Consider the following 22,282-nt stretch of genomic DNA (forward strand, 5'->3'; position numbering starts at 1 on the left):
TCACCATGGCGAGCAATGTGCCGACCGGCCATTCCTCGGACCTCGACTGGCTGCTCAGCGGCCTGGTCCAGCGGGTCCCGTACACCCGCAACGCCGTCCTGCTCTCCTCCGACGGTCTCGTGAAATCCGTGCACGGCCTCGACCCCGACGCCGCCGACCACATGGCGGCCCTCGCCTCCGGGCTCTACTCGCTCGGCCGCAGCGCGGGTGCCCGGTTCGGCGACGGCGGCGAGGTCCGCCAGGTGGTCGTGGAGCTCGACTCCACCCTCCTGTTCGTCTCCACCGCGGGCTCCGGCACCTGCCTGGCCGTCCTCGCGGGCCGCGAGGCGGACGCCGCCGTCCTCGGCTACGAGATGGCCATGCTCGTCAAGAGCGTCCGTCCCTATCTGGTCACCCCCGCCCGGCAGGCCGCCGGTGCGGTGGGCGGTCTCGGGCAGTAGACGTGACGTCTCATCAGGAAGGACCCTGGCTCGACGACGCGGCCGGGCGGCTGATCCGCCCGTACACCGTGAGCGGCGGCCGGACCAAGCCCACCACCGCGCTGGACCTGCTGTCCATGGTGATGGCGACCGGATCCACCCCCCAGACGCACATGGGTCCCGAGCACAGCCTGGCCCTCGGGCTGTGCGACGGACCCACCTCGGTGGCCGAGATCGCGGCGCACTTACGGCTGCCGGCCGTCGTCACCAAGGTCCTGCTCTCCGACCTCGTGGACTGCGGGGCGCTGACCGCCCGCGCGCCGCGCTTCCACGCCAATCCCACCGACCGTTCCTTGCTGGAGGCAGTGCTCGATGGCCTACGACAACGGCTCTGAGCGCCACGACAGTTTCGCGACCGACCCGTTCCCCACCGCGCTCAAGATCCTGGTGGCGGGCGGATTCGGCGTGGGCAAGACGACCCTCGTGGGCGCGGTCAGCGAGATCGAACCGCTGAGCACCGAGGAACTGCTCACCTCGGTCAGCGCGGCCACCGACAGCCTGGAGGGTGTGGAGTCCAAGACCACGACCACCGTGGCCATGGACTTCGGCCGCATCACGCTCGACGACCGCCACGTCCTGTACCTCTTCGGAACCCCGGGCCAGGAGCGCTTCTGGTTCATGTGGGACGAGCTCTCCGAGGGAGCGCTCGGAGCGGTCGTCCTCGCCGACACCCGCAGGCTCCAGGAGTGCTTCTCCGCCGTGGACTTCTTCGAACGGCGCGGCATCCAGTTCGTCGTGGCGGTCAACGAGTTCGACGGCGCCTTCCGCTACGAACCGGACGAGATCCGGTCCGCCCTCGACCTCAAGCCGGAGGTGCCGGTCGTCCTCTGCGACGCCCGGATCTCCAGCTCCGGCATCCGCACCCTGCTGACCCTCGTCCAGCATCTGCTCACCACCATCCCGGACACCGTGCCGAGCTACGGAGCCACGCCATGACCTACGACCCGACCGGTCACCTCCTGCTGACCCCCATCGACAAGGAGGCGCCGGCCCGTGTGCAGCGGCTGCGCGAACTCGGTCTCGGGGAGCGGCCGGACCCGGCGTTCGACGACTTCGCCCACCGGCTCGCCGACGTGACCGGCGCCCCGTTCTCGATGGTGAACTTCATCGACGAGAACCGGCAGTTCTTCGCGGGGCTGCACACCCCCGAGGGCACCCACTCCGGCAGCGACCTCGGTGCGGCTGCCGCGGGCGCCGGCGGCGTCGGCCGCTTCATGGCCCGCGACCACGGCTACTGCCCGCACGTGGTGGTGCGGCGCAAGGCGCTCGTCCTGGAGGACGTCTGCGACTACCCGCGCTTCGCGGGGAACCCGGTCGTGGACGAGATCGGCATCCGCTCCTACATGGGGGCTCCGCTGATCGACCGTACCGGTGTCGCCCTGGGCACCATCTGCGTGGTCGACACCGACGTACGGCCGTGGGGGCGCGCCGGTCTGGAGACGATCAAGGCGATGGCGGCGGAGCTCATGGAGCAGATCAACCGCCGTGAGGACGGCATGTTCTGATCGTGGGCGCGTGACCACGGCCGGGAGCCCCGGTACGGCGCAGGCCGTACCGGGGCTCCCGGCCGTGGGGGTGGGGGTCAGACGTGTGCCGGTACCGGCTCCGGCGTACGGACCAGCTCGGACAGCCGCTCCGACCAACTGCCCTTGTCCTGGCCGAGGGCGACCTCCGCCAGTCGCAGGAGCTGGATGTCGGAGGTGCCGGCCGGGGCGAAGATGTGGTGCGCGTCCCGGAGGTAGCGCTCGATGGCCCGGTCCGTGAAGAGGCCCGCGGCGGCGTGGATCTCCATGGCGTTGCGGCCGGAGTCGATCGCCGACTCGACGTTGACCAGCTTGGCGTTCATCAGCTCGGTGTCGCAGGAGAGGCCCTGGTCGAGCAGGTGCACGGCGTGGTACGCGGCGAGCCGGGCGGTCATCAGCCGGGACTGCATCTGTCCGAGCTTCAGCTTGACGGTGGGCAGGTCGTGGAGCGGCTTGCCGTAGCGGATGCGCTCGGAGGCGAAGCGGGTGGTCTCCTCCAGGATCGCCTGGTGGATGCCGAGCGAGACGGCGGTGAGGTTGGCCCGTCCGTACAGCACGCTGGAGGAGTACGCGACGGCGAGGCCGTCTCCCTCGTCGCCGAGGCGGTTGGAGGCCGGAACCCGGCAGTTCTCGAAGATCAGCTCGCCGAAGCTGAAGCCGTGGAGCCCCATGGCCTGCTGCTGCGGACCGGTCCTGAAGCCCGGACGATCGGATTCGACCAGGAAGGCCGTGAGTCCCTTCGACCCCGGACCGGTCCTGACCACGACACCGTGCAGATCGCCGACGTGGCTGTTGCCGACGAAGACCTTGCTGCCGTTGAGGATGTAGTCGTCGCCGTCCCGGACCGCGCTGGCGCTCATGCCGAGGACGTGACCGCCGGACTCGGGCTCGGTGACTGCGATCGTCGGCAGGCAGGCGCCGGCGGCGATCTCCGGGAGCCAGGTCTTGCGCTGCTCGTCGCTGCCGAAGTGGACGATCTTGGCGGTGCCCAGCTGGGAGGCCTGGACCATGGCGCCCATGGCGCCGCTGACGCGGGAGAGCTCCTCGATGATGATCGTCTTGGCCAGATGGCCGGCGCCCATACCGCCGTACTCCTGGCTGATTGTCGCGCCCAGCCAGCCCTGCTCGGCGATCTTGCGGGACAGCTCGTGGTGGACCGTCCGGGAGGCCTCCATCTCGGCTATCCGGGGCCGAACCTCACGCTCAGCGAAGTCGCGGACCGTTTCCCTGAGCTCATGATGCAGCCGACTGCTGAAGTAGCTGTCCATGCGAGTCCTCACCTGCGAGACGCCTGTCCGGTGGGTTGTCCGGACAGGTGGTGCATCGGCAGTGGTCCCGTCCCGAACAGGCCGACCTCTTCATGGTGTTGATCTTTCCGGAACGGATCAATATCGCCACCAAATTTGTCCGAAACCGGAATGGTTGACGTTTGTTTCTGAGTGTGTTTCGCGAGGCCTTGGCCTTCTCGACCCGGTTCGGAGTCCCTTCCCCGTAGTCAATTTTCTGCCACATGCCCATGGCAACGAAGACATCGGCATATGACGACGAGCCCTCTGGTATCGACACATCAGCCCCTTCCTCCCCAGAAGAGCGGCATTCCCGAAGTCGTTCACCCCTCTTCCTGCCCGGGTGACACCGCCCTCCGACCTCCAGAACCGCTCTTCCGGGCCACCGGGGCGGGCGCGCGGGCGCACTCCGGGGCGCGAGGGCGCGTCACGGAGAGTGAGCGCGCCGTCCCCGCGTAAGAGCGCCAGGAAACGCGTGCGTGACCACCGGGGAAAGTGCGGTATTGTTCTCATGCGCGTTCGGCCAGGGGAAACCCCAGGTCAGACGGGTATCGGGACGTGGCGCAGCTTGGTAGCGCACTTGACTGGGGGTCAAGGGGTCGCAGGTTCAAATCCTGTCGTCCCGACTCGAAAGAGTCGCAGATCAGGGGCCGTTTCAGAGTAATCTGAAACGGCCCCTGACTCGTTCCTGGAGACGGGTCGGGGGCCAACGCGTCCTGAGGGTCCGTGGCCCGCGCGTCGACCGCTGTTCGGCAGGGGATCACGGCGTCCGCAGCGTGGCGAGGGCGGTGTGGAGGAGGAAGGCTTCGGCGCGGTCCCAGGGCCAGCCGTTCTCGACGACCAGGGTGCGCCAGCTGCCCGGGCCGAACCAGAACCACAGGAGGTCCGCCGTCTCCTCCTGCGGTCGGGCGGGCTGCGTCAGGGTGTGCAGATGGTGCGCGGCGGTGCCGAGGGCGGCACGGTAGTCGGCGGTGGCGCGCTCCCACAGGGCCTCGCCGTCCTCGTGCGACGGCAGCGCCTTGTGGATCGCCTCGTGCACGGTGAACATGCTTTCGTTCCCCGTCCGGGTGCCGTGGGCCAGTGCTCCGAGAGCGGACTCCGGGTCCCGCGCGTCGAGTACGGCGCGGATCGCCGCCGCGGAGCCGGAGGCCCGTACGGCCGTCTCGACGATCTCGTTGAGGATGTCGCCCTTGCTGCCGGCACTCGCGAAGACGGCCTTCGAGGAGACGCCCGCCTCGGCCGCGATGTCCGCGACGGTCACTCGTCCGTAGCCTCGTTCGGCGAACAGCCGGGTCGCCGACCGGAGGATCCCCGCACGCGTCTGGGCGGCGGCCTGTTCCCGCAGGGGCGAGACGTACTTGCGTGTCGGCGGCATGGGGCCAGCCTAGTCGAGGAGTTGGTAGACCTATTCAATGGGTGATGTGTAACCTGAATGTCGGTCAGGAACCGCACCCTCGGCCGCCGAGGCCGCCGAGCGGCCAGCGGTCAGGTGGTCAGGCCGAGGCGGGGGCCGCCTCGGGAGTGCAGGCGTCTGAAGAAGGACAGGACGCCCGCGGAGCCGCCGGCCCAGGTGGGGCTCGGCCGGGTGAGGCCGGGGTCGGGGAAAACGGGGCGGGACCAGGTGCCGCCACTGCGGCTCAGGACGAGCAGGGCGACCTTCTCGGCCGCGTCCCAGAACTCCTCGGACCCCGACGCCTCCGCGACGTCCACCATCAGGTCGCCCACTCCCGCCAGTCCGCAGCATTGCGTGACCAGCGGCATCCGCGGTGCCAGTGCGGCGCACGCGCGCGCGGCCCGCTGCGCGAGGTCGAGGTACCCGGGCTCGTCGAGGCGTTCGGCGGCCCTGACGAGGACGGTCCCGATGCCGGCCAGGCCCCGGCACCACGAACCGTAGCGGCGTGTCGCCCCCGGCCCGGCGGCCGCCGCGATGATGTCGGGTGTCACGGCGGCCAGTCGCGCGGCGGCCTTCTCGGAGCGGCCGACCGCGTCCGGGTCCCCGGTCGCGCCGGCGTATGCGAGCAGGAAGCATGCGATGCCCGCCTCGCCGTGCGCCATGCCCTCGCGGAGCGCCGCGCTGCCGGCCGTGTCCTGACCGGCCGGCGTCAGCCGGGCGGTGCCCGAGGCCAGCATCCGGTCGCAGTCGGCGGCGACGGCGAGGTGCCGGTCCGCGGCGCTCCGGTGACCGGCCCCGAGGGCGTGCCGGGCGAGCAGCAGCCGGCCGAGGCCGATTCCGGCGGCGCCCGCGATCAGGTCCGCCTCCGGAGGGCCGCCGTCCGGTGCGCGCTCCGGAAGGACGGGGTGGCCGGACCGCACGTCGGTGTCCCCGCCCGGATCCGCCGCGAACCCCGCCTCCGCGAGGAAGAGTTCGACGCCGGTGCGCCCCGTGTAGAAACCGGGCGGCAGGTTCCTGGACTGTTCCGCCGTCCACCGCGCCAACGCGTCCACGGCAGAACGCACGGAGGGCCGGTGCGCGTGGTGGAGGAGTTCGAGGCCGAGTCCCGAACTGCCGCCGTAGACGTCGATCGAGGTGGGGACGTTCAGCTGCGCGGCCCGGACCGGGTCCACCATCGCCTGCGCCTCACCGACGCAGTACGCGGTCGTGTGCTCGATGATCTCGTCCAGCCGTTCGCGGTCGACGCGGGGACGGGCGGGCCGGCGTGCCGTCCCGGCCCTGCCGGTGCGCAGACGGTCGGCGGCGGCGGTCCGTTCGGCCGGGTCGAAGCTCATCAGGCCGGTGATCGAGGCCCGGACCTCCCGGTGGGCGCGCCCGGGCAGCGCCCAGGCCAGGCAGGCCAGCGTCCTGTCCCGATTGACCCGGTGGTCGGTGCCGACGACCACCGGGTCCAGGCCGGTGGCGGCGAAGAAGAGGGTCGCGCCGAGGGCGTAGTGGTCGTCGGCGGGGGCCGCCGGTCCGGTCGTGTGCAGCACGGGCTCGCTGTATCCGGGGGTCGCCCCTCCCGGGCCGGAGCCGTTCCACTCGCTGCTCCCGAAGTCGATCACGTGGCAGTGGCCGGGGCCCGCGTCGTCGAGCACGACGTTGTCGGGCTTGAGGTCGCGGACGACCACGTTCCGGCCGTGGACCGCGTCCAGGATGCCCAGGAGACGGGAGGTGAGGGCGGACAGGGCGCGCGCGGACCGGGTGTCGTCGTCCCGGTAGGGGCCGTTCCGCAGGACCTCTCCGCGCAGGTTCCGGTCGCCGCAGCTGCTCATCACCAGGTACTCGTCGGACCGGTGGGCGAAGTAGTCCAGTGCGCGGGGCACCCCGGTGACGCCGTCGAGCGCGGTGAGGACCGTGCGCTCGTTGCGGAGCCGGTGGCGGGCATCCGTACCCGACTCGTCCTCGCCCACGAAGGCCCTGGCCTGTTTGACCACGACCGGCCGCCCGAGCGTACGGTCGACCGCACGGTAGACGTTGCCCCGGGCGGCGCGCGCGATGCCGGCGGTGACGGCGTAGCGTCCGCCGCCGAAGCCGGACGCGGACGGCTCTTCGGCACGTCCGGATCCGGTCGCGAAGGGGTCCTCGGCCCAGGGCGGGCACCGGTAGCGGCCGACGGCCAGGCCGTCGAAGATCCGGCCGTCCGGCCCGGTCATCACGGATTCGAGCCGTCCGCTCCGGCCGGTCCGGTAGTCGCCCGTGAAGGGGCCGTAGCGGTAGTAGACCGGCGCCCTCGGGTCGACCCGCCGATCGCTGACGACCCGTGGGCCCTCCCGGTCGCGCAGTACGGCGGCGAGCTCCAGGGCGACGTCGACCACGGCGCCGGCCGGGGGGTAGACGGTGATCGCCTTGCCGACGGCTCCGGCGCTCACCACCCCGGAGTTGAGGCGGCGCAGTGTCTCCGCGTCACGGGCGAACTTCGCGTGGCAGACGTGCCGTGCCAGCACGGGCAGGACGAGCCGGGTCACGGTCTCGAGGTCGCCGGGACGCGCCGAGACGTGCAGCTTCCAGCCGTGCTCCATCGCCGGCATCCGCGGATCGTTCAGGTACGACCAGGTGCCGTCGGACCAGCCGCTGCGGCCGGCGATGGAGACGGTCACCGCTACGAGTTCAGGTCACACGCGAAGCGGGTGGTGGCGGTCACCCAGGGGTCGGCGAGACACGCGGTGTGTTCGCGGTCGCTGCGGTCGTCGTCCTCGAACGCGATCGCCTCGTCGTCGATCTCCAGGGGACCCGCGTCGCGGAACCCGGCGGCTTCCAGCAGATCCGGCACGGCTAAGGGCATGTGACGCCTCCAGGTTGTGTCGTGCGCTGAGGTGCAGATGACGGCCGGCCCGGGCCGGTGGACCCGCTGGGCCGGGACTCGCTGAACCAAGGTAGGGAGGGGGTGAACTCCCTGGCAAGGGACGTGAGAGAAACGATTCTCCGGACGGGTCAGGACTGCGGCACGGTGTTGACGTAGTCGGTGCCGGCGCTGTGGAAGCCGGCCACGGCCTTCCGGACGTCCGCCGTCGAGACGGCCTCGTCGGCCTTGTAGTAGACCCAGTCGACCTTCATGTCCCAGGTGCGCAGGCCACCGGCGAAGGGAAGGTCGATGAGCCAGTTGCTGAAGTGGATGTCCATCTTCTCGCGCGGGACGTACTTGCCGGAGCTGGTGAACAGGTCCTTGCCGTCCAGGGAGTAGGTGACCTTCCCGTCCATCGCCGTGATCACCATCGTGTGCCAGCCCCCGAGGGGCCGCTTGAGGCTGTGGCTGACCCGGTCCGGCGGATCGGCCTTGTACCAGCTGACGTTGTCGAGCTGCGGCCCCACCGAACCCCAGCCGCCGTTCGGCAGGTACTCGAAGTCGAGCTCGCTGTAGTTCTCCGAGGAGTCCGCGGGGGAGATCGGGAAGAAGGTCTGGACGACGTGGTCGCCGTCGCGACCGCCACTGGGCTCGTCGCTGAGGTGGATCCGGGCGGCGTAGGTCCCCGTGAAGAAGTTCGTGCCGGTGCTCTGCACCTCGACCTGCTCCGTGCCCTGCTCGGTGCCGTCGGTGGAGGACCGCAGCCGCAGGACCGTGCCCCCCTGGGCGGTGGTGTCGGAGGGGAAGCCGGCACCGTCGGTGCCCCAGGTGTCCTTGATGCCCGGGCCGCCCCCGCCGGTACGGACCTCCCAGCCGTGGGCGGCGAGCGCCGGGTCGTCGGCGCCGCTGTAGTGGAAGTCGTCGAACAGGGTCCCCGGCGGCCCGGACGGGCTCGGCGAGGCGTCCCGCCCCGGCCCGGCGGCGTCGGCGTCCCCACCGGACGCGGCGGGGCCGGCGGAACACGCGGCGAGTACGCACAGGGCCGCGGGCAGCGCGAGCACGGCCCACGCGCGGTGACGAGAGGTGCGGCGGGGCTGGCTCACACGGGCTCCTTGGGGCGCAGAGGGCGGTTTTCAGACACGCCCGTTGCATGCGGATCACTCACTGGTCACGTGAATCGAGGGGTCATCCTAGCGAAGGGTTCAAGCCGCCTCGTTCGCGCGATCGATCCGGCCACGCACGGGTCTGCGTCTGTCCGTTCGACATACCGATCCGGTTACGACAGTCGATCGGATCACGTCAAATACGGATATCGCACACCAATCGATTCGGGACATGCGTTACGGTCCGCTCTACGCTTCAGCGGTCTCCTCACCCTGCACAAAAAGGCCACACAAGATGCGCCAAGTCGCCACACCCTTCGGGCACGGACCGGCATACCCGTCGCACGCCGATGTTTCCGAATCGCATGGGGTGGAGCCTGCTCCGGCACCGGTGTTCGTCGACCAGTCGGGTCTGCGCAGCCGCCTGTTCCGGCGCTTCGGCTGGCCGGTTTCCGTTGTCGGCGCGATCCTGGCAGCCGCCATGGGCGGGAGCCTGATCGGTGTGCAGTCGGACGCCCCGGCGATGGGGATACCGCCGAAGCCCTCGTACTTGCCCACCAAGGGACCCCTGTCGCCCTCCCGGCCCTAGGGCCGCGGTCGGCGACACCCCACCCGAGAATTCGGCCTTCACCCCGTACGTCGCGACGCGCCACGACATGCCACGGCGTGCCGCGACCGCCGTGCCGCCCGGAGCAACGCCTGCGGACCGGCAGCGCGTGCCTGATCGTCCGCACCACCCATCTCCAGGAGCGCCCTTGTCCCGCCACCAGCGCCGCCGGCAATCCCCGCTCAGGCCGCGCCGACTGGCCGCGCCGCCGCTGCGCTTCTTCATGCCGCTGTCCCTGCTGGCCTGCCTGCTCGCGCTCCTCGTGCTGCGCGGCCTCGCCACCAACGAGGCGTTCCACGACACCCGGATCGCGACCTCGGTCGACAAGACGACGGTGCCGCGCAACCTGCTCAAGGGCGGCCCGATCATCGACGCGCGCGGCAGCCGGAACGAGCGCCCGGTGAGCTATCAGGTCCCCGATCACACCGTGGTCCTGAGCTTTGACGACGGCCCCTCGCCGGAGTGGACCCCGAAGATCCTGGACGTGCTCGCGGCCCACCGCATCCACGCGGTCTTCTTCGTGACCGGCGCGATGACCACGCGCCACCCGGAGCTGATCCGGCAGATCGTCGCGGGCGGCCACGAGATCGGGGTGCACACCTTCACCCACCCCGACCTGGCGTACCAGTCCCGGGCCAGGATCAGCTGGGAGCTGGCCCAGACGCAGCTGGCACTCGCCGGCGTCGCGGGCGTCCACACCGCGCTGTTCCGTCCGCCGTACTCCTCCGAGGCCTCGGCGCTCGACGACTGGAACTATCCGGTGATCAAGTACGTGGGTTCCCACGGCTACCTCACCGCCTTCATCGACCGCGACACCGACGACTGGAAGCGTCCGGGCGCCGACGAGATCGTGAAGGCGGCGATGCCGCGCAAGCCCGGCAAGGGCGAGCTGGTCCTGCTCCACGACGCGGGCGGTGACCGCAGCGAGACCGTCGAGGCGCTCGAGCGCATCATCGACGACCTCCAGGGCGAGGGCTACCGCTTCGCCACCATCTCCGAGGCGCTCGGCGCCACCGACGCCACGGTGCCGGTCCACGGCTACCAGCTGTGGGCGGGCAAGGGATTCATCTGGGCCAGCCGCGTCGCCGTGCTCACCCTGCCGGTCCTGGTCGGGCTCCTGGCCCTCGTCGGCTTCCTCAACTTCGGCCGGTTCGCGCTGATGCTCGTGCTCGCGCCGCTGCACGCGCGGCGCTCCCGGCGGCGGAACGCGTGGGGACCGCCCGTCACCGGGCCGGTCACCGTCCTCGTCCCGGCGTACAACGAGCGCGAGTGCATCGCGAACACCCTGAACTCCCTGGCCGCGAGCGACTACCCGATCGAGGTGATCGTCATCGACGACGGTTCCACGGACGGCACCGCGGACATCGTCGAGGAGATGCGGCTGCCCTTCGTCCGGCTGATCCGCAAGGTCAACGGCGGCAAGTCCAGCGCACTCAACACCGGCGTGGCGGCCGCGTCGTACGACATCATCGTGATGATGGACGGCGACACCGTCTTCGAGCCGTCGACGGTGCGCGAACTGGTCCAGCCCTTCGGCGACCCGGCGATCGGCGCGGTCGCGGGCAACGCCAAGGTCGGCAACCGCGAGAGCCTGATCGGCGCCTGGCAGCACATCGAGTACGTCCTCGGCCACAACCTGGACCGCCGGATGTACGACATGCTGAACGTCATCCCGACCATCCCCGGCGCGGTCGGCGCCTTCCGCAAGGAGGCCCTGCGACGGGTCGGCGGCATGAGCGACGACACCCTCGCCGAGGACACCGACATCACCATGGCGGTGCTCTGCGACGGCTGGCGGATCGTCTACGCCGAGCGCGCCCGCGCCTGGACCGAGGCCCCCGCCAGCCTCCAGCAGCTCTGGTCGCAGCGCTACCGCTGGAGCTACGGCAGCATGCAGGCGATGTGGAAGCACCGCCGCGCGGTGACGGCCCGCGGCCCGGCCGGGCGCTTCGGCCGGATCGGGCTGCCGCTCGTCGTGCTGTTCGGCGTGGTCGCCCCGCTGCTTGCGCCGCTGGTCGACATGTTCCTGCTGTACGGAGTGCTGTTCGCGGACGCTCCGATCACCCTCGCCAGCTGGGGCGGCTTCATCCTGCTCCAGGCCGCGCTGTCCTGGTACGCCTTCCGGCTCGACGGAGAGAAGACCCTGCACCTGATCAGCCTGCCGATCCAGCAGCTGGTCTACCGGCAGCTGATGTACATCGTCCTGTTGCAGTCCGCGATCACCGCGCTGACCGGTGGCCGACTGCGCTGGCAGAAGCTCCGGCGCACCGGCGAGGTCGCCGCACCGGTGGAGGCCTGACCATGACCGCGTCCTTCGAGTTCGGCGGTGTCCAGGACACCCTCCGGCTGAGAGTCCCCGCCGTGCTGCGCCAGGCCCCGGAACCGGAGCCGGGGCCGGTGGCACCGGCCCCGCGCAAGGGCGGCCGGGACCGCTATCTCGACCTGCTGCGCGCGCTGGCACTGTTCCGTGTGGTGCTCTACCACAACTTCGGCTGGTTCTGGCTGCCCATCGTCTTCCCGTCGATGGGCGTGATGTTCGCGCTGGCCGGGTCGCTGATGACGCGCTCGCTCAGCCGGCCCGCCCTCGGCGTCATCCGGAGCCGGCTGCGCCGTCTGCTGCCGCCGATGTGGCTGTTCGGCGGGGTCATGCTCACCATCGAGATCGTCGACGGCTGGGGGCCCGACGCCGAGGGCCACCCCGGCTGGTGGTGGGGCAAGCTGCTGTTCTGGATCGTGCCGCTGAGCACTCCGCCGTACGCCGACTCGCTGAACGGTTTCGACCATCTTGTGGGGCAGGGCTGGGCGGCGCAGGTCATCGTCCCGCTCTGGTACCTCCGCGCGTACCTCTGGTTCGTCCTGCTCTCACCGTTGATGCTGTGGGTGCTGCGGCGGATGCCGGTGGTGACGCTGTCCGCGCCGATCGCACTGTCGATCGCCATGAACACGTTCTTCATCGACCAGGAGTTCGTCTACGGCCGGGTCTGGGAGACCGCCACCGACTTCGCGACCTTCGGTTCCTGCTGGATCCTCGGCATGGCTCACCAGGAGGGCCTGCTCAAGAAGATCCCGCAGTACGTCGTGCCGTCCGTGGCGCCGCTGATCATGGTGGCCGGCTGGTGGTACCTGCAGACCCGCCCGGTCGATCCGACCGTCCCCACCGACATCGAGAGCTGGCCGATAGCCCAGGCCCTGTGGTCCTTCGGCTTCGTCGCCCTCCTGCTCCACGTCAGTCCCTCCTGGGAACAGTGGCCCAAGCCACTGGAACGCTGGAACGGTCTGATCAGCCTGCTCAACGCACGCGCCGTCAGCGTCTACCTCTGGCACGAGACCGCGTTGGTGGCCGCCATCCCCCTGATCGACCCCCTCTGGTCCGTCGGCTTCTTCTACGAGCACGGCCAGTGGCTGCTGACCAGCCAGTGGTTCCCGCTGATGGTGGCGATCCCACTGATCGGCCTGCTGGTACTGGCCTTCGGCTGGGTCGAGGACGTGGCCGCCAAGCGCCGGCCGCGCCTCTTCCCGTATCCGCGCCGCGTGCGCGGCAGACGCCGGGCCGGCGTCTGACACCGGCCGGGCGTGCCGCAGAGCTGTCGGCCGCCCGGACCCGGTGGAGAGGGACGGGGACGCCGTGGGTCCGGCCGGCCCCGCCCGGCACCCCTACGACACCAGCCCCTGCCCCTCCAGCTCGGTCAGGCGCACCGTGCTCAGCCCGCCGCGCTCGGTCGTCACCTCCGTCACCTTCAGCTGCGTGCCCGGGGTGAGGATGTACTCCTCCTCACCCGTGAACGCGGAGAACCGCCGGATGCCCACCGCGCGCGCGGGCGTCACCTCGAACAGGGTCCGCCTGCCGCGGCTCCCGAGGAACGCCCGGGCCACGCTCGGCTCGGAGGTGCACGACGAGACGCCCCACCAGGTCACCGTGCGCCCCAGCGGATACTGCGACCGCAGGTCCAGCGCCACACCGCGCCACAGCGGCCGCTTCTGCGCCGGCAGGTCGGCGACGGCCGAGAACAGGAGGCGCAGATACGGCAGGTACGGCTCCAGCCGCTCCCGGTCCGGCGACCGCAGCACGGCGTTGATCTCGCGGTAGAACGCCGACTCGCACGTGTACAGGTACAGCGCCGAGATCGCGTCGGCCGACAGGCCGGGTCCCGACGGTCCGCCCTCGGCCTCCGCCACCTTGGCCTCCGCGAACCGGCTCGACCGCTCGACGTACCGGTCGAGGTTCGCCAGCACCTTCGTCACCGGCTCGACCGCCTTCCGGAAGTCCATCACCGGCGTGTCGAACACCCCGGTGATCGGCGGCAGGACGAGCCCCTCGTCCTTGACGCTCGTGAGCCGGTCCAGATAGAGCTGGTGCAGCTCCATCGTCGACGCGATGAACGCGCCCATGCGCTCCGCGACGCCCCCGCCACCGGACCCGCCGGCCCCGGCCGCGTCCTGGTCCCAGCCCTTGCGCGGCAGCCAGTCGACCGGCTCGGCCCCCACCGCCGCCAGGGCGTCGTTCACCTGGGAGAAGTGGTCCCCCTCGCAGAAGAGGTCCCCCTGCGCCGCCGGGTTCGCGTGGTCCAGGTGCCGGACCTCGACGCCCGGGTACTTCTTCTCCAGCCGCTGGACGACCCGCTTCAGGCTCCGGGCGTGCGCGCCCCACCAGGCGAACACCACCCCGCGGTCCTCCTCCTCGGCGCCCTGCTTGGCCCGGAGGATCTCCTCGACGATCTGCTCGGCCACGGGCCGCCAGAACGAGGTGTGCTGCTCCGTCGGCACCGCCCCGTCCGCGCTCGCGGTGAGGGAGGCGTTCAGCAGGAGGACGCCCTGGGTCAGCATCGCCTGGAACCATTCCGGCGGCTGGACCGTGTCCTCCTTCTTCAGCAGGGCCCGGACGTCGCCGACGGGCGTCTTCCTGGCGATGCCGTACTTCCACATCGCGGCCGCCTTGATGAGGCAGCGAATGCTCACCACCCGGCCGAACTGGCTGTCCTTCCAGTCGTGGAAGGTGTTGTCGAACATCGCGATGCCGGTCGCGCTCTCCGCCCGCGGGTACGGGTTCTGCCCGAAGGCGACGACCTTCCACTTGTGCGGCGGATGCGGCTTGAGCGCCTGGAACGTCAGCTCGCGCACCGGAACCACCTCCGGGCTGCGCTTCGGGCCGATGAAGGCGCCGGCCCCCGGCTGCGCCTCGATCACCGGGCCGAGCAGCGGCAGCCACGGCTCACCGCCACCGGTGAACAGGTCGGCCAGCCCCAGCGGGTCGGCGGGCGCGGCCGTGGTGGCGGACTCGGTCGGGGCGGCCGCGGGCGCAGCGGCGGCGGCCGACGCGGTGGCGGGCGCCTGCTCGGGCACCTTGATCCGCACCCGCTGCGCCGGTCCCGCGCCCTCGATGTCGTCGAGCTGCCCCAGCACGGCGGCCCGCAACCGGTCGTAGTCCGCGAACCCGTGGTCGTGGAACAGGGTGTAGCCCGTCCACATCAGATTGGCGCACACCTGGGCGGGCACCTGCCCGGTCCGCGCGCCCATCCCGACGAGGGCCACCGAGCGGATGCTGCCCGGCTTCGCCAGGTTCTGCAGGTGCACCGCCTGGAACGCGGCCGCGCACGCCAGCGCCACGTTCATGGTGGAGCTGATGTTCTGCGAGGACTGCTTCATCGTCGGGGTGGAGATCAGATACCGCGGCACGGCCGCCCCGGACGGGACGCACACCGCGCTGCCCACCGGCAGGCTCCCGCCGAACCCGTCGCGTATCGCCCGCTGCACCCGCACCTGCACACCGGCACCGAGGTGCCGCTTGACGACGGCGTCGACCCCTCCGTCCATCCGGCCCCGCGCGTTGGTGGGGGACACCCACGCGTCGACGTCGACGTCGAGAACGGACCCCTGCCGGATCTCGACCTCCGGCGTGTCCGCGAACGCGGACCGCCAGGCCTCCACCACCTTGTCGTCGACGTCGACGAGGACGACCTTCAACGCATGCTCGACACCCACGAATTCCCCCTCAAGCACGAACTCCGGAACGATCTCGAAGCTATCGCGCACCACTGACAACGCCCGTGAGCCGTGTCTCATCACCCCCGGCCACCTTGCTATGCAACTCGTTGCATAGCAGGATCGGGCGCATGGCGCTCGACCACGCGATCCTCGTGTCCCTGCTCGAGAAGCCCGGATCCGGCTACGAGCTGGCCCGGCGCTTCGAGCGGTCCATCGGATACTTCTGGACCGCCACCCACCAGCAGATCTACCGCGTGCTCAAGCGCATGGAGAGCGACGGCTGGGTGGACGTCCGGGACGTGCCGCAGCAGGGACGCCCGGACAAGAAGGAGTACTCCGTCGCCGGGCCCGGACGGGACGCGCTCTCCGCGTGGCTGCACGCGCCGATCGAGCCCGAGAGCGTGCGGCACGACCTCGCGGTGAAGATCCGGGGCGCCGCCTTCGACGATCCGGCCGCGCTGATCGGCGAGGTCGAGCGGCACCGGCGGGCGCACACCGACCGCCTGGAGCACTATCTCGCGGGCGAGGCGCGGGACTTCCCGCCGTCCGGCACGGACGGTCCGCCCGACGCCGAGCGGGAGCTCCAGCACGCCGTGCTGCGCGGCGGCATCGCGTACGAGCGAATGATGATCACCTGGCTCGACGACGTGCTCGCCACGCTCGGCCGGTTCGAGACCGGCCGCTGACACCCGCTCCCGCACCACCCTCCGCACCACCACACCCTCATCACGAGCCGGAAAGGCGGACGCCATGGCCGACCCGCTGCTGTTCAACCCGCACACGTACGACCCCGCCCACTTCGACCCGGAGACCCGGCGGCTGCTGCGCGCCACCGTGGACTGGTTCGAGGCGCGCGGCAAGCGCCGGATCATCGAGGACTACCGGACCCGGGCCTGGCTCGGCGACTTCCTCGCCTTCGCCGCCGAGGAGGGGCTCTTCGCCACCTTCCTGACGCCGGGCGCCGCCGCCGGCGAGGGCGAGGGCGACAAGCGCTGGGACACCGCCCGCATCGCCGCCCTCAACGAGATCCTCGGCTTCTACGGACTCGACTACTGGTACGCCTGGCAGGTCACCATCCTCGGCCTCGGCCCGGTCTGGCAGAGCGACAACGCCGCCGCCCGCGCCCGGGCCGCCGAACTCCTCGCCCAGGGCGAGGTGTTCGCCTTCGGCCTCTCCGAGAAGTCCCACGGCGCCGACATCTACTCCACCGACATGCTCCTGGAGCCCGACGGCACGGGCGGCTTCCGCGCCACCGGTTCCAAGTACTACATCGGCAACGGCAACGCCGCCGGGCTCGTCTCCGTCTTCGGCCGCCGCACCGACGTGGAGGGCCCCGACGGCTACGTCTTCTTCGCCGCCGACAGCCGTCACCCGGCGTACCACCTCGTCAAGAACGTCGTCGACTCCTCCAAGTACGTCAGCGAGTTCCGTCTGGAGGACTACCCGGTCGCCGCTGAGGACGTGCTGCACTCCGGGCGCGCCGCCTTCGACGCCGCGCTCAACACCGTCAACGTCGGCAAGTTCAACCTGTGCACCGCCTCGATCGGCATCTGCGAGCACGCGATGTACGAGGCCGTCACCCACGCGCAGAACCGCATCCTGTACGGCCGGCCCGTCACCGTCTTCCCGCACGTGCGGCGTGAGTTGACCGACGCCTACGTCCGGCTCGTCGGCATGAAGCTGTTCAGCGACCGCGCCGTCGACTACTTCCGCACCGCGGGGCCCGACGACCGCCGTTACCTCCTCTTCAACCCGATGACGAAGATGAAGGTGACCACGGAGGGCGAGAAGGTCATCGACCTGATGTGGGACGTCATCGCCGCCAAGGGCTTCGAGAAGGACAACTACTTCGCGGAGGCCGCCGTGGAGATCCGCGGCCTGCCGAAGCTGGAGGGCACGGTCCACGTCAACCTGGCGCTGATCCTCAAGTTCATGCGCAACCACCTTCTCGACCCGGTCGCGTACGAGCCCGTCCCGACCCGCCTGGACGCGGCCGACGACACCTTCCTGTTCCGCCAGGGCCCGGCGCGCGGTCTCGGTTCGGTCCGCTTCCACGACTGGCGCCCGGCCTACGAGGCGTACGCCCACGTGGCCAACGTCGCACGCTTCCGCGAACAGGCCGACGCGCTCTGCGAGTTCGTGCTCAAGGCCGCTCCCGACGAGGAGCAGAGCCGTGACCTCGACCTGCTCCTCGCGGTCGGCCAGCTCTTCGCGCTCGTCGTCCACGGACAGCTGGTCCTGGAGCAGGCGGCCCTGACCGGTCTCGACGAGGACGTGCTCGACGAGCTGTTCGCCGTCCTCGTCCGCGACTTCTCCGCGCACGCCGTCGAGCTGCACGGCAAGGACTCGGCGACGGAGCAGCAGCAGCTCTGGGCGCTCGGCGCCGTCCGGCGCCCGGTCGTCGACGAGGCGCGCTCGGGGCGGGTCTGGCAGCGCGTCGAGGCGCTGTCGGGGGCGTACGAGATGACGCCCTGATCCTCCGCCGGGTCGGGGCGTACGCGATGACGCCCTGATCGTCCGCCGGGTCGGGGCGTACGCGATGACGCCTTGACTCTCCGTCGGGTCGGGCGCGTACGAGGTGACGCCCCGACCCTCCGGCGTCGTCAGCCCCGGACCGGACGGCCCTCGGCGTCCACGACGACGTTGCTCCAGTGGCGGTCCCACGTGTCGCCGACGTACTCGGGCACCTGGCCCTCCGGGTAGCGGACCCAGCCCTCGGACGGCTCCTGGCCGTCGGCCACGCAGTCCTCGCCGTAGGCGTTGCCGACCGCCTTGACGGGGTAGCGGCCGGAGCCGCAGACGCGCTCCTGGGTCGAGCATCCCGTCAGGAGGAGGGCCACGCCGAGTCCCGCGACGGCGAGTGCGGGGAGCGGGCGGCGGGCGAACGTCCCGCCCGTCGTGGGGCGGGTCTGACGGGGTCGTCGGGTCTGCTGCGCGGTCACTGTCACGGGCCTCTCTCGCTGGTGTGTCCAGTCTCGGCGAGAGCGGGGTCCGCGTGATGAGTACACGTACTCATCCGCTGGTGAGTCGTGCGGCGGACCCGCCGGCCGTCCGGATCCGGACGGCCGGCGGGTCCCGGGGGTTACGGCTTGGGCAGGGTGCAGCCGGCGCGGTTCAGGTCGATCACGTTCCCGGCGCCGATGCAGGGAACGATCGTGTACGTCTCCTGGGCGTAGTTGATGCCCTGGTGGACGGTCACGGTGCCGTTCTGGTCGATCTCGCACGGGTTGTTCACCGTGCAGCTCTCACCGCTCTCGTTGCCGGTGTTGTTGACGGCGACGACCTTGCCGGTGGTGGCGTCGATCACGGGGGAGCCGGACGTGCCGCCGATCGTGTTGCACGCCGAGGTGTAGCGGACCGAGTCCTTCCAGGTCCAGTCACCCTCCTTCATGCGGTACACGAAGCCGTCGACGTTGCAGCTGTAGATCCGCTTCCAGTACCCGGAGACCACCTTGATCGCCGAACCCTGGGTCGGGTGGGCGTCGTTGAGGGTCAGGGCGCTGATGCCGTACTGGCTCTGTATCTGCGCGTACGTCTTGGTCAGCTGGTAGATCGAGATGTCCGTGTCGGTCATCGTGCCGTACGCGATCTTGCTCGCGCGCAGCGTCCCGACGCCGGTGCCGGCCGAGTTGAGCAGGGTGAACGAACGGGTGGACCGCTTGTCCTTGATGACCTGGCCCGCCGCCGGCATGCCGGACTCCAGGCAGTGCCCGTTGGAGAGGACGAGCGCGAAGTCGCTCGGCAGGGAGCTGGGTGCGCGGACGACGGAGCCGGAACAGTTGCTGAGCGCGACGGTTCCCGCGAAGTCGACGGCGGTCACGGCCTGGCCCTGGGGTGCGGGCGCGGCGGCCGGGGCCTGTGCGACCGTCTCCCGGGGTGTGGAGGCGGCGGCCGGGACCGCTGCCGCGCCTGCCAGGAGCAGGGCGAGCAGGGCGCCGGCGAGAGGCTTCTTCATGTGGGGGTTCCCCTCTGGAACGACGGTGCAACCGAAATCCTTCGGTTGTCATGTGCATTCTCGAAAGGAGGGGACCGAGTGGCAAGAGGGCGTGGTGGGTTGAGGCGGGTGGAGCGGGCCTCGTACACGCCGACGAGATGATCACTCGTTCGTGAGTTCCGCCGCCGCCGTCCCCCCGGCCGGCGCCAGTCTGGGGGCGGTGACGCCGGCGTTGTGGACGTGGGGGGATGGGTGTGACGCGGGAATCGGGATCCAGCAGGGGAGCGGAGGGGAGGGCCGTCGGTGGAGCGGATGAGAGGGCCGTCGGGGGACTGGAGGGGCGGGCCGTGCTGCTCGCGGCGGGACTCGCCGATCTGGCGGTGAGCACGGTGGGTTCGGGCCTCGGGGTCCTGCGGGGGCTGCTGAGGCGCTCGGACGCCGCCGAGATGGCCTCCGAGGCCGAGCGGGACCTGGAGGCGCGCGGCCGCCTCGCGCTCGACCGGTACGCGTCCCCGCCGCCGGCCCACCTGGAGGTCCTCGCCCGGCACGTGCTGGCGCGGCGGGCGGGCGACGGTGGCTGAGCGGTGGGAGCCGGCCGCGTTCAAGGCGCGCGTCGACGAGGTGCTGCACGGATACGTCGCCCACGAGGCCGGTGAACTCACGGCGGTCGACGCGGCCCTCGGCCCGGTGGCCGACCAGCTGGAGTCGGCGGTCGCGGCCGGCAAGAGGCTGCGGGCCGCGTTCTGCTACTGGGGCTGGCGCGCGGTCGGCCAGCCCGACAGCCACGCGCTCGTGCGGGCCGCGGCCTCCATGGAACTGGTGCACGCCGCCGCCGTCGTGCACGACGACCTGATCGACGACAGCCCGCTGCGGCACGGCCGGCCCACGCCGCACGTGGCCCTGCGCGCCGCCCTTGAGCACCACCCGCGGGCCGTCGCGGGGGCCCGCTCGCTCGCGATGCTCGTCGGGGATCTTCTGATGTCGCTCGCCGGACAGCTCTTCGTCACCAGCGGCCTCCCCGCCGCCTACCTCGGCCGGGCCCGCCCGCTCTGGGCGGCGCTCGCCCGGGACCTGGTCGCGGGGGAGTGCCTGGAGATCCTGCACACCGGAGCGACCCCGGACACGACGGCCTCGCTGAAGGTGATCCGCTACAAGACCGCCAAGTACACCGTCGAGCAGCCGCTGCTCATCGGCGGCGCCCTGGCAGGCGCCGGCGGCCGTCTGCGCGCCGGCTTCTCGGCGTACGGGGTGCCGCTGGGCGAGGCGTTCCAGCTGAGGGACGACCTGCTCGGCCTCTTCGGAGACCCGGAGACCACCGGCAAGGCCGGCGCCGACGACGTGCGCGGACGACGGCCCACGACCCTCCTCGCCGAGACCTGGCGGCTCGCGGGCGAGGAGGAACGCCGGCGGCTGCGCGAGCTGCTCGGCCGGCGCGAGCCCGACGGGGACGCGCTGGAGGCCGTACGCGAGGTGATGCGGCGGCTGGGGGCGCCCGACCGTGTCGAGGCCATGATCGCCGAGCGGGTCGGAGAGGCCCTCGGCGCCCTCGACGAGCTGGACCTTCCCGCGGCGCCGGCCGCCGCGCTCACCGCCCTGGCGCACTCGGCGTCGGTCCGCGCTTCCTGACCGAGACACAAGGAGCCCCTCCCATGAGCTTCACCGAGGCGTCGATGGACGCCCTGAGGCGGACCGGCGACGAACTCGCCGACGCCACGGTCGCCACCCTCTTCGCGCGAGGGGAGGTCGGCACCTTCAACACCCTCATGCGGTACGTCTCCACCGCGGGCTCCCCCCTGCCGGACGGACTGCCCGACGTCGCCCGCGAGTACCTCCAGGCCACGAGCGCCCCGCCGTCCTGGGTGGACTGGGGGGAGATGGAGAAGGCCCGGCTGTTCTTCATCGACAACAACGTGCACATCTCCACCGCACTGTCCTTCGCGTCCATGCCCGCCTGCTACCTCGTCCCGCACGTGGCGAAGCTGCTGTCGGCGACGCACGGCCTGAAGTACCCCTCCCGGCGGATGGCGGAGACCGGACAGTTCACGGTCCACCTGATGCAGCCCGACGCGTTCGAGGCCGGCAGCCGGTTCATCCCCGCCGCGCAGAAGGTCCGCCTGCTGCACGCCTCGATCCGGCACCACCTCCGGCGCGAGGACCGCTGGGACGTCGAGGGCCTGGGGGTGCCGATCTGCCAGGAGGACATGATCGGCGGGCAGATGTTCTTCTCGATGCTCGTCCTGGACAGCCTGCACCGCCTCGGCATCCACATGTCCCCCGAGGGCGCGGACGCCTACCTCTACGCCTGGCGCGTGGTCGGCGCGATGCTGGGCGTCGACCAGGAGGCGGTCCCCAAGTCCCTCGACGAGGCCCGCGGCTTCCTCGATCTGTACGTGATCCGCCACATGGGCCCGTCCCCCGAGGGCGTCCACCTGACCCGGCAGCTCATCGACCTCTACGAGGAAGTCGTCCCCGGCACGTTCTTCGACCCGATCGTCTCCGCTCTCATCCGCCACCTCGTCGGCGACACGTGCGGCGACTGGCTGGACGTGCCCCGCACGCCGTGGGACACCGTCGTGAAGGCCGTCCCCCACCTCCTCGGCGTCCTGGAGACCATCGAGGACCGCTCCCCGCTCGGCGCGTGGGCCCTGGACCGCCTCGGCCACCTCGCCACCGTCCTCGAACTGTCCTCGCTCACGCGCGGACGCGTCATGCACTACGCCATCCCCGAGCACCTCAGGAAGGACTACGGCCTCCCGTCGGGACCGCCCCGCACCCGCCGCTGGACCCCGCCGGCCGCCACGGTCGGGCCGTGACGCCCCTCACCCCCGCTGACCACCGGAAACGTGGGTGAAGAGCACCCCGGAGGCCTGGTAGATTGTTCTCTGTCGCCGCGGGCAGCAGAGATGCGGATCGCGGCGGGCTACCGGTCCGGGTGGCGGAATGGCAGACGCGCTAGCTTGAGGTGCTAGTGCCCTTTATCGGGCGTGGGGGTTCAAGTCCCCCCTCGGACACAAGAAGTGACCCAATGGTGGTCGGGATACGTCCCGGCCACCATTCGCGTTTTCCCGGCGGAAAATCCTTGGACCGCGGCAGCGTCCGCGCGGGAGACTCCTTTTGCTCACCTTCGGTACGACCACACAGGGTTGGG

Annotated in this window: 19 protein-coding genes and 2 tRNA genes; 13 read left to right on the forward strand and 8 right to left on the reverse strand. The window is 71.0% G+C overall.

Annotated features, from left to right (window positions below; translation table 11 throughout):
* The first annotated feature begins 5 nt into the window (after positions 1–5).
* From ACN9MM_RS32475 to ACN9MM_RS32490, 4 genes are read left to right on the forward strand one after another with little or no spacing between them, the layout of a single operon-like run.
* Positions 6–440, forward strand: a complete 435-nt coding sequence (locus ACN9MM_RS32475; protein ID WP_041132185.1) for a roadblock/LC7 domain-containing protein — start codon at positions 6–8, stop codon at positions 438–440.
* A gap of 2 nt (positions 441–442) precedes the next feature.
* Positions 443–814: a DUF742 domain-containing protein gene (locus tag ACN9MM_RS32480; RefSeq protein ID WP_382869327.1), complete on the forward strand. Its 372-nt coding sequence runs from the start codon at positions 443–445 to the stop codon at positions 812–814.
* Complete coding sequence (locus ACN9MM_RS32485; RefSeq protein WP_383693455.1) at positions 792–1,415, forward strand: GTP-binding protein; 624 nt, start codon at positions 792–794, stop codon at positions 1,413–1,415. The genes ACN9MM_RS32480 and ACN9MM_RS32485 overlap by 23 nt, the downstream gene beginning before the upstream one ends.
* The gene (locus ACN9MM_RS32490; protein WP_382869324.1) at positions 1,412–1,984 is read left to right on the forward strand and encodes a GAF domain-containing protein; all 573 of its coding nucleotides are present in this window, start codon (positions 1,412–1,414) and stop codon (positions 1,982–1,984) included. The genes ACN9MM_RS32485 and ACN9MM_RS32490 overlap by 4 nt, the downstream gene beginning before the upstream one ends.
* A gap of 77 nt (positions 1,985–2,061) precedes the next feature.
* On the opposite strand, the gene ACN9MM_RS32495 is transcribed toward ACN9MM_RS32490, so the two are convergent.
* Entirely contained in the window at positions 2,062–3,270 is a 1,209-nt protein-coding gene (locus tag ACN9MM_RS32495) for an acyl-CoA dehydrogenase family protein (RefSeq protein WP_426367282.1), read from the reverse strand.
* A 570-nt stretch (positions 3,271–3,840) separates the two neighbouring features.
* Between ACN9MM_RS32495 and ACN9MM_RS32500 the strand changes: the two genes are divergently transcribed.
* Positions 3,841–3,914, forward strand: a tRNA-Pro gene (locus tag ACN9MM_RS32500).
* A gap of 134 nt (positions 3,915–4,048) precedes the next feature.
* Here the strand turns inward: ACN9MM_RS32500 and ACN9MM_RS32505 are convergent.
* From ACN9MM_RS32505 to ACN9MM_RS32520, 4 genes are all read right to left on the reverse strand, one after another.
* The gene (locus tag ACN9MM_RS32505) at positions 4,049–4,663 is read right to left on the reverse strand and encodes a TetR/AcrR family transcriptional regulator (RefSeq protein ID WP_426367283.1); all 615 of its coding nucleotides are present in this window, start codon (positions 4,661–4,663) and stop codon (positions 4,049–4,051) included.
* A gap of 110 nt (positions 4,664–4,773) precedes the next feature.
* Positions 4,774–7,323: a class IV lanthionine synthetase LanL gene (gene lanL, locus ACN9MM_RS32510; RefSeq protein WP_426367284.1), complete on the reverse strand. Its 2,550-nt coding sequence runs from the start codon at positions 7,321–7,323 to the stop codon at positions 4,774–4,776.
* A gap of 2 nt (positions 7,324–7,325) precedes the next feature.
* A complete protein-coding gene (locus ACN9MM_RS32515) occupies positions 7,326–7,508 on the reverse strand; it encodes an SflA family class IV lanthipeptide (protein ID WP_426367285.1) in 183 nt (60 codons plus the stop codon).
* 149 nt (positions 7,509–7,657) lie between these two features.
* Positions 7,658–8,611, reverse strand: a complete 954-nt coding sequence (locus ACN9MM_RS32520) for a glycoside hydrolase family 16 protein (protein ID WP_426367286.1) — start codon at positions 8,609–8,611, stop codon at positions 7,658–7,660.
* Positions 8,612–9,366: 755 nt separating this feature from the next.
* Between ACN9MM_RS32520 and ACN9MM_RS32525 the strand changes: the two genes are divergently transcribed.
* Positions 9,367–11,517: a bifunctional polysaccharide deacetylase/glycosyltransferase family 2 protein gene (locus ACN9MM_RS32525; protein WP_426367287.1), complete on the forward strand. Its 2,151-nt coding sequence runs from the start codon at positions 9,367–9,369 to the stop codon at positions 11,515–11,517.
* Between the two features lie 2 nt (positions 11,518–11,519).
* The gene (locus ACN9MM_RS32530) at positions 11,520–12,779 is read left to right on the forward strand and encodes an acyltransferase family protein (protein WP_426367288.1); all 1,260 of its coding nucleotides are present in this window, start codon (positions 11,520–11,522) and stop codon (positions 12,777–12,779) included.
* 93 nt (positions 12,780–12,872) lie between these two features.
* On the opposite strand, the gene ACN9MM_RS32535 is transcribed toward ACN9MM_RS32530, so the two are convergent.
* Positions 12,873–15,197, reverse strand: coding sequence for an ADP-ribosyltransferase domain-containing protein (locus ACN9MM_RS32535; RefSeq protein ID WP_426367289.1), 2,325 nt, complete (start codon positions 15,195–15,197; stop codon positions 12,873–12,875).
* Positions 15,198–15,328: 131 nt separating this feature from the next.
* Here ACN9MM_RS32535 and ACN9MM_RS32540 point away from each other — a divergent pair, with 131 nt between their 5' ends.
* Both ACN9MM_RS32540 and ACN9MM_RS32545 read left to right on the forward strand, forming a co-directional pair.
* Complete coding sequence (locus ACN9MM_RS32540) at positions 15,329–15,886, forward strand: PadR family transcriptional regulator (RefSeq protein ID WP_382873370.1); 558 nt, start codon at positions 15,329–15,331, stop codon at positions 15,884–15,886.
* Between the two features lie 64 nt (positions 15,887–15,950).
* Positions 15,951–17,675, forward strand: coding sequence for an acyl-CoA dehydrogenase family protein (locus ACN9MM_RS32545; RefSeq protein ID WP_426367291.1), 1,725 nt, complete (start codon positions 15,951–15,953; stop codon positions 17,673–17,675).
* A gap of 128 nt (positions 17,676–17,803) precedes the next feature.
* Here the strand turns inward: ACN9MM_RS32545 and ACN9MM_RS32550 are convergent, their stop codons facing one another.
* Positions 17,804–18,148 carry an SCO0607 family lipoprotein gene (locus ACN9MM_RS32550; RefSeq protein WP_426367292.1) on the reverse strand — a complete coding sequence of 115 codons (345 nt, stop codon included), beginning with the start codon at positions 18,146–18,148 and terminating at the stop codon, positions 17,804–17,806.
* A gap of 134 nt (positions 18,149–18,282) precedes the next feature.
* Complete coding sequence (locus tag ACN9MM_RS32555) at positions 18,283–19,155, reverse strand: S1 family peptidase (RefSeq protein WP_426367293.1); 873 nt, start codon at positions 19,153–19,155, stop codon at positions 18,283–18,285.
* A gap of 233 nt (positions 19,156–19,388) precedes the next feature.
* Between ACN9MM_RS32555 and ACN9MM_RS32560 the strand changes: the two genes are divergently transcribed.
* From ACN9MM_RS32560 to ACN9MM_RS32575, 4 genes are all read left to right on the forward strand, one after another.
* Positions 19,389–19,715 (forward strand): polyprenyl synthetase, encoded by a 327-nt coding sequence (locus ACN9MM_RS32560; protein ID WP_426367294.1) that lies wholly within the window; start codon positions 19,389–19,391, stop codon positions 19,713–19,715.
* Positions 19,708–20,760 carry a polyprenyl synthetase family protein gene (locus ACN9MM_RS32565; protein ID WP_426367295.1) on the forward strand — a complete coding sequence of 351 codons (1,053 nt, stop codon included), beginning with the start codon at positions 19,708–19,710 and terminating at the stop codon, positions 20,758–20,760. The genes ACN9MM_RS32560 and ACN9MM_RS32565 overlap by 8 nt, the downstream gene beginning before the upstream one ends.
* Positions 20,761–20,783: 23 nt before the next feature.
* Positions 20,784–21,947 (forward strand): oxygenase MpaB family protein, encoded by a 1,164-nt coding sequence (locus tag ACN9MM_RS32570; RefSeq protein ID WP_426367296.1) that lies wholly within the window; start codon positions 20,784–20,786, stop codon positions 21,945–21,947.
* Between the two features lie 113 nt (positions 21,948–22,060).
* Positions 22,061–22,145: transfer RNA gene (locus tag ACN9MM_RS32575), tRNA-Leu, on the forward strand.
* The last annotated feature ends 137 nt before the right edge of the window (positions 22,146–22,282 follow it).

Source organism: Streptomyces sp. E-08 (assembly GCF_049913095.1).
Taxonomy (GTDB): domain Bacteria; phylum Actinomycetota; class Actinomycetes; order Streptomycetales; family Streptomycetaceae; genus Streptomyces.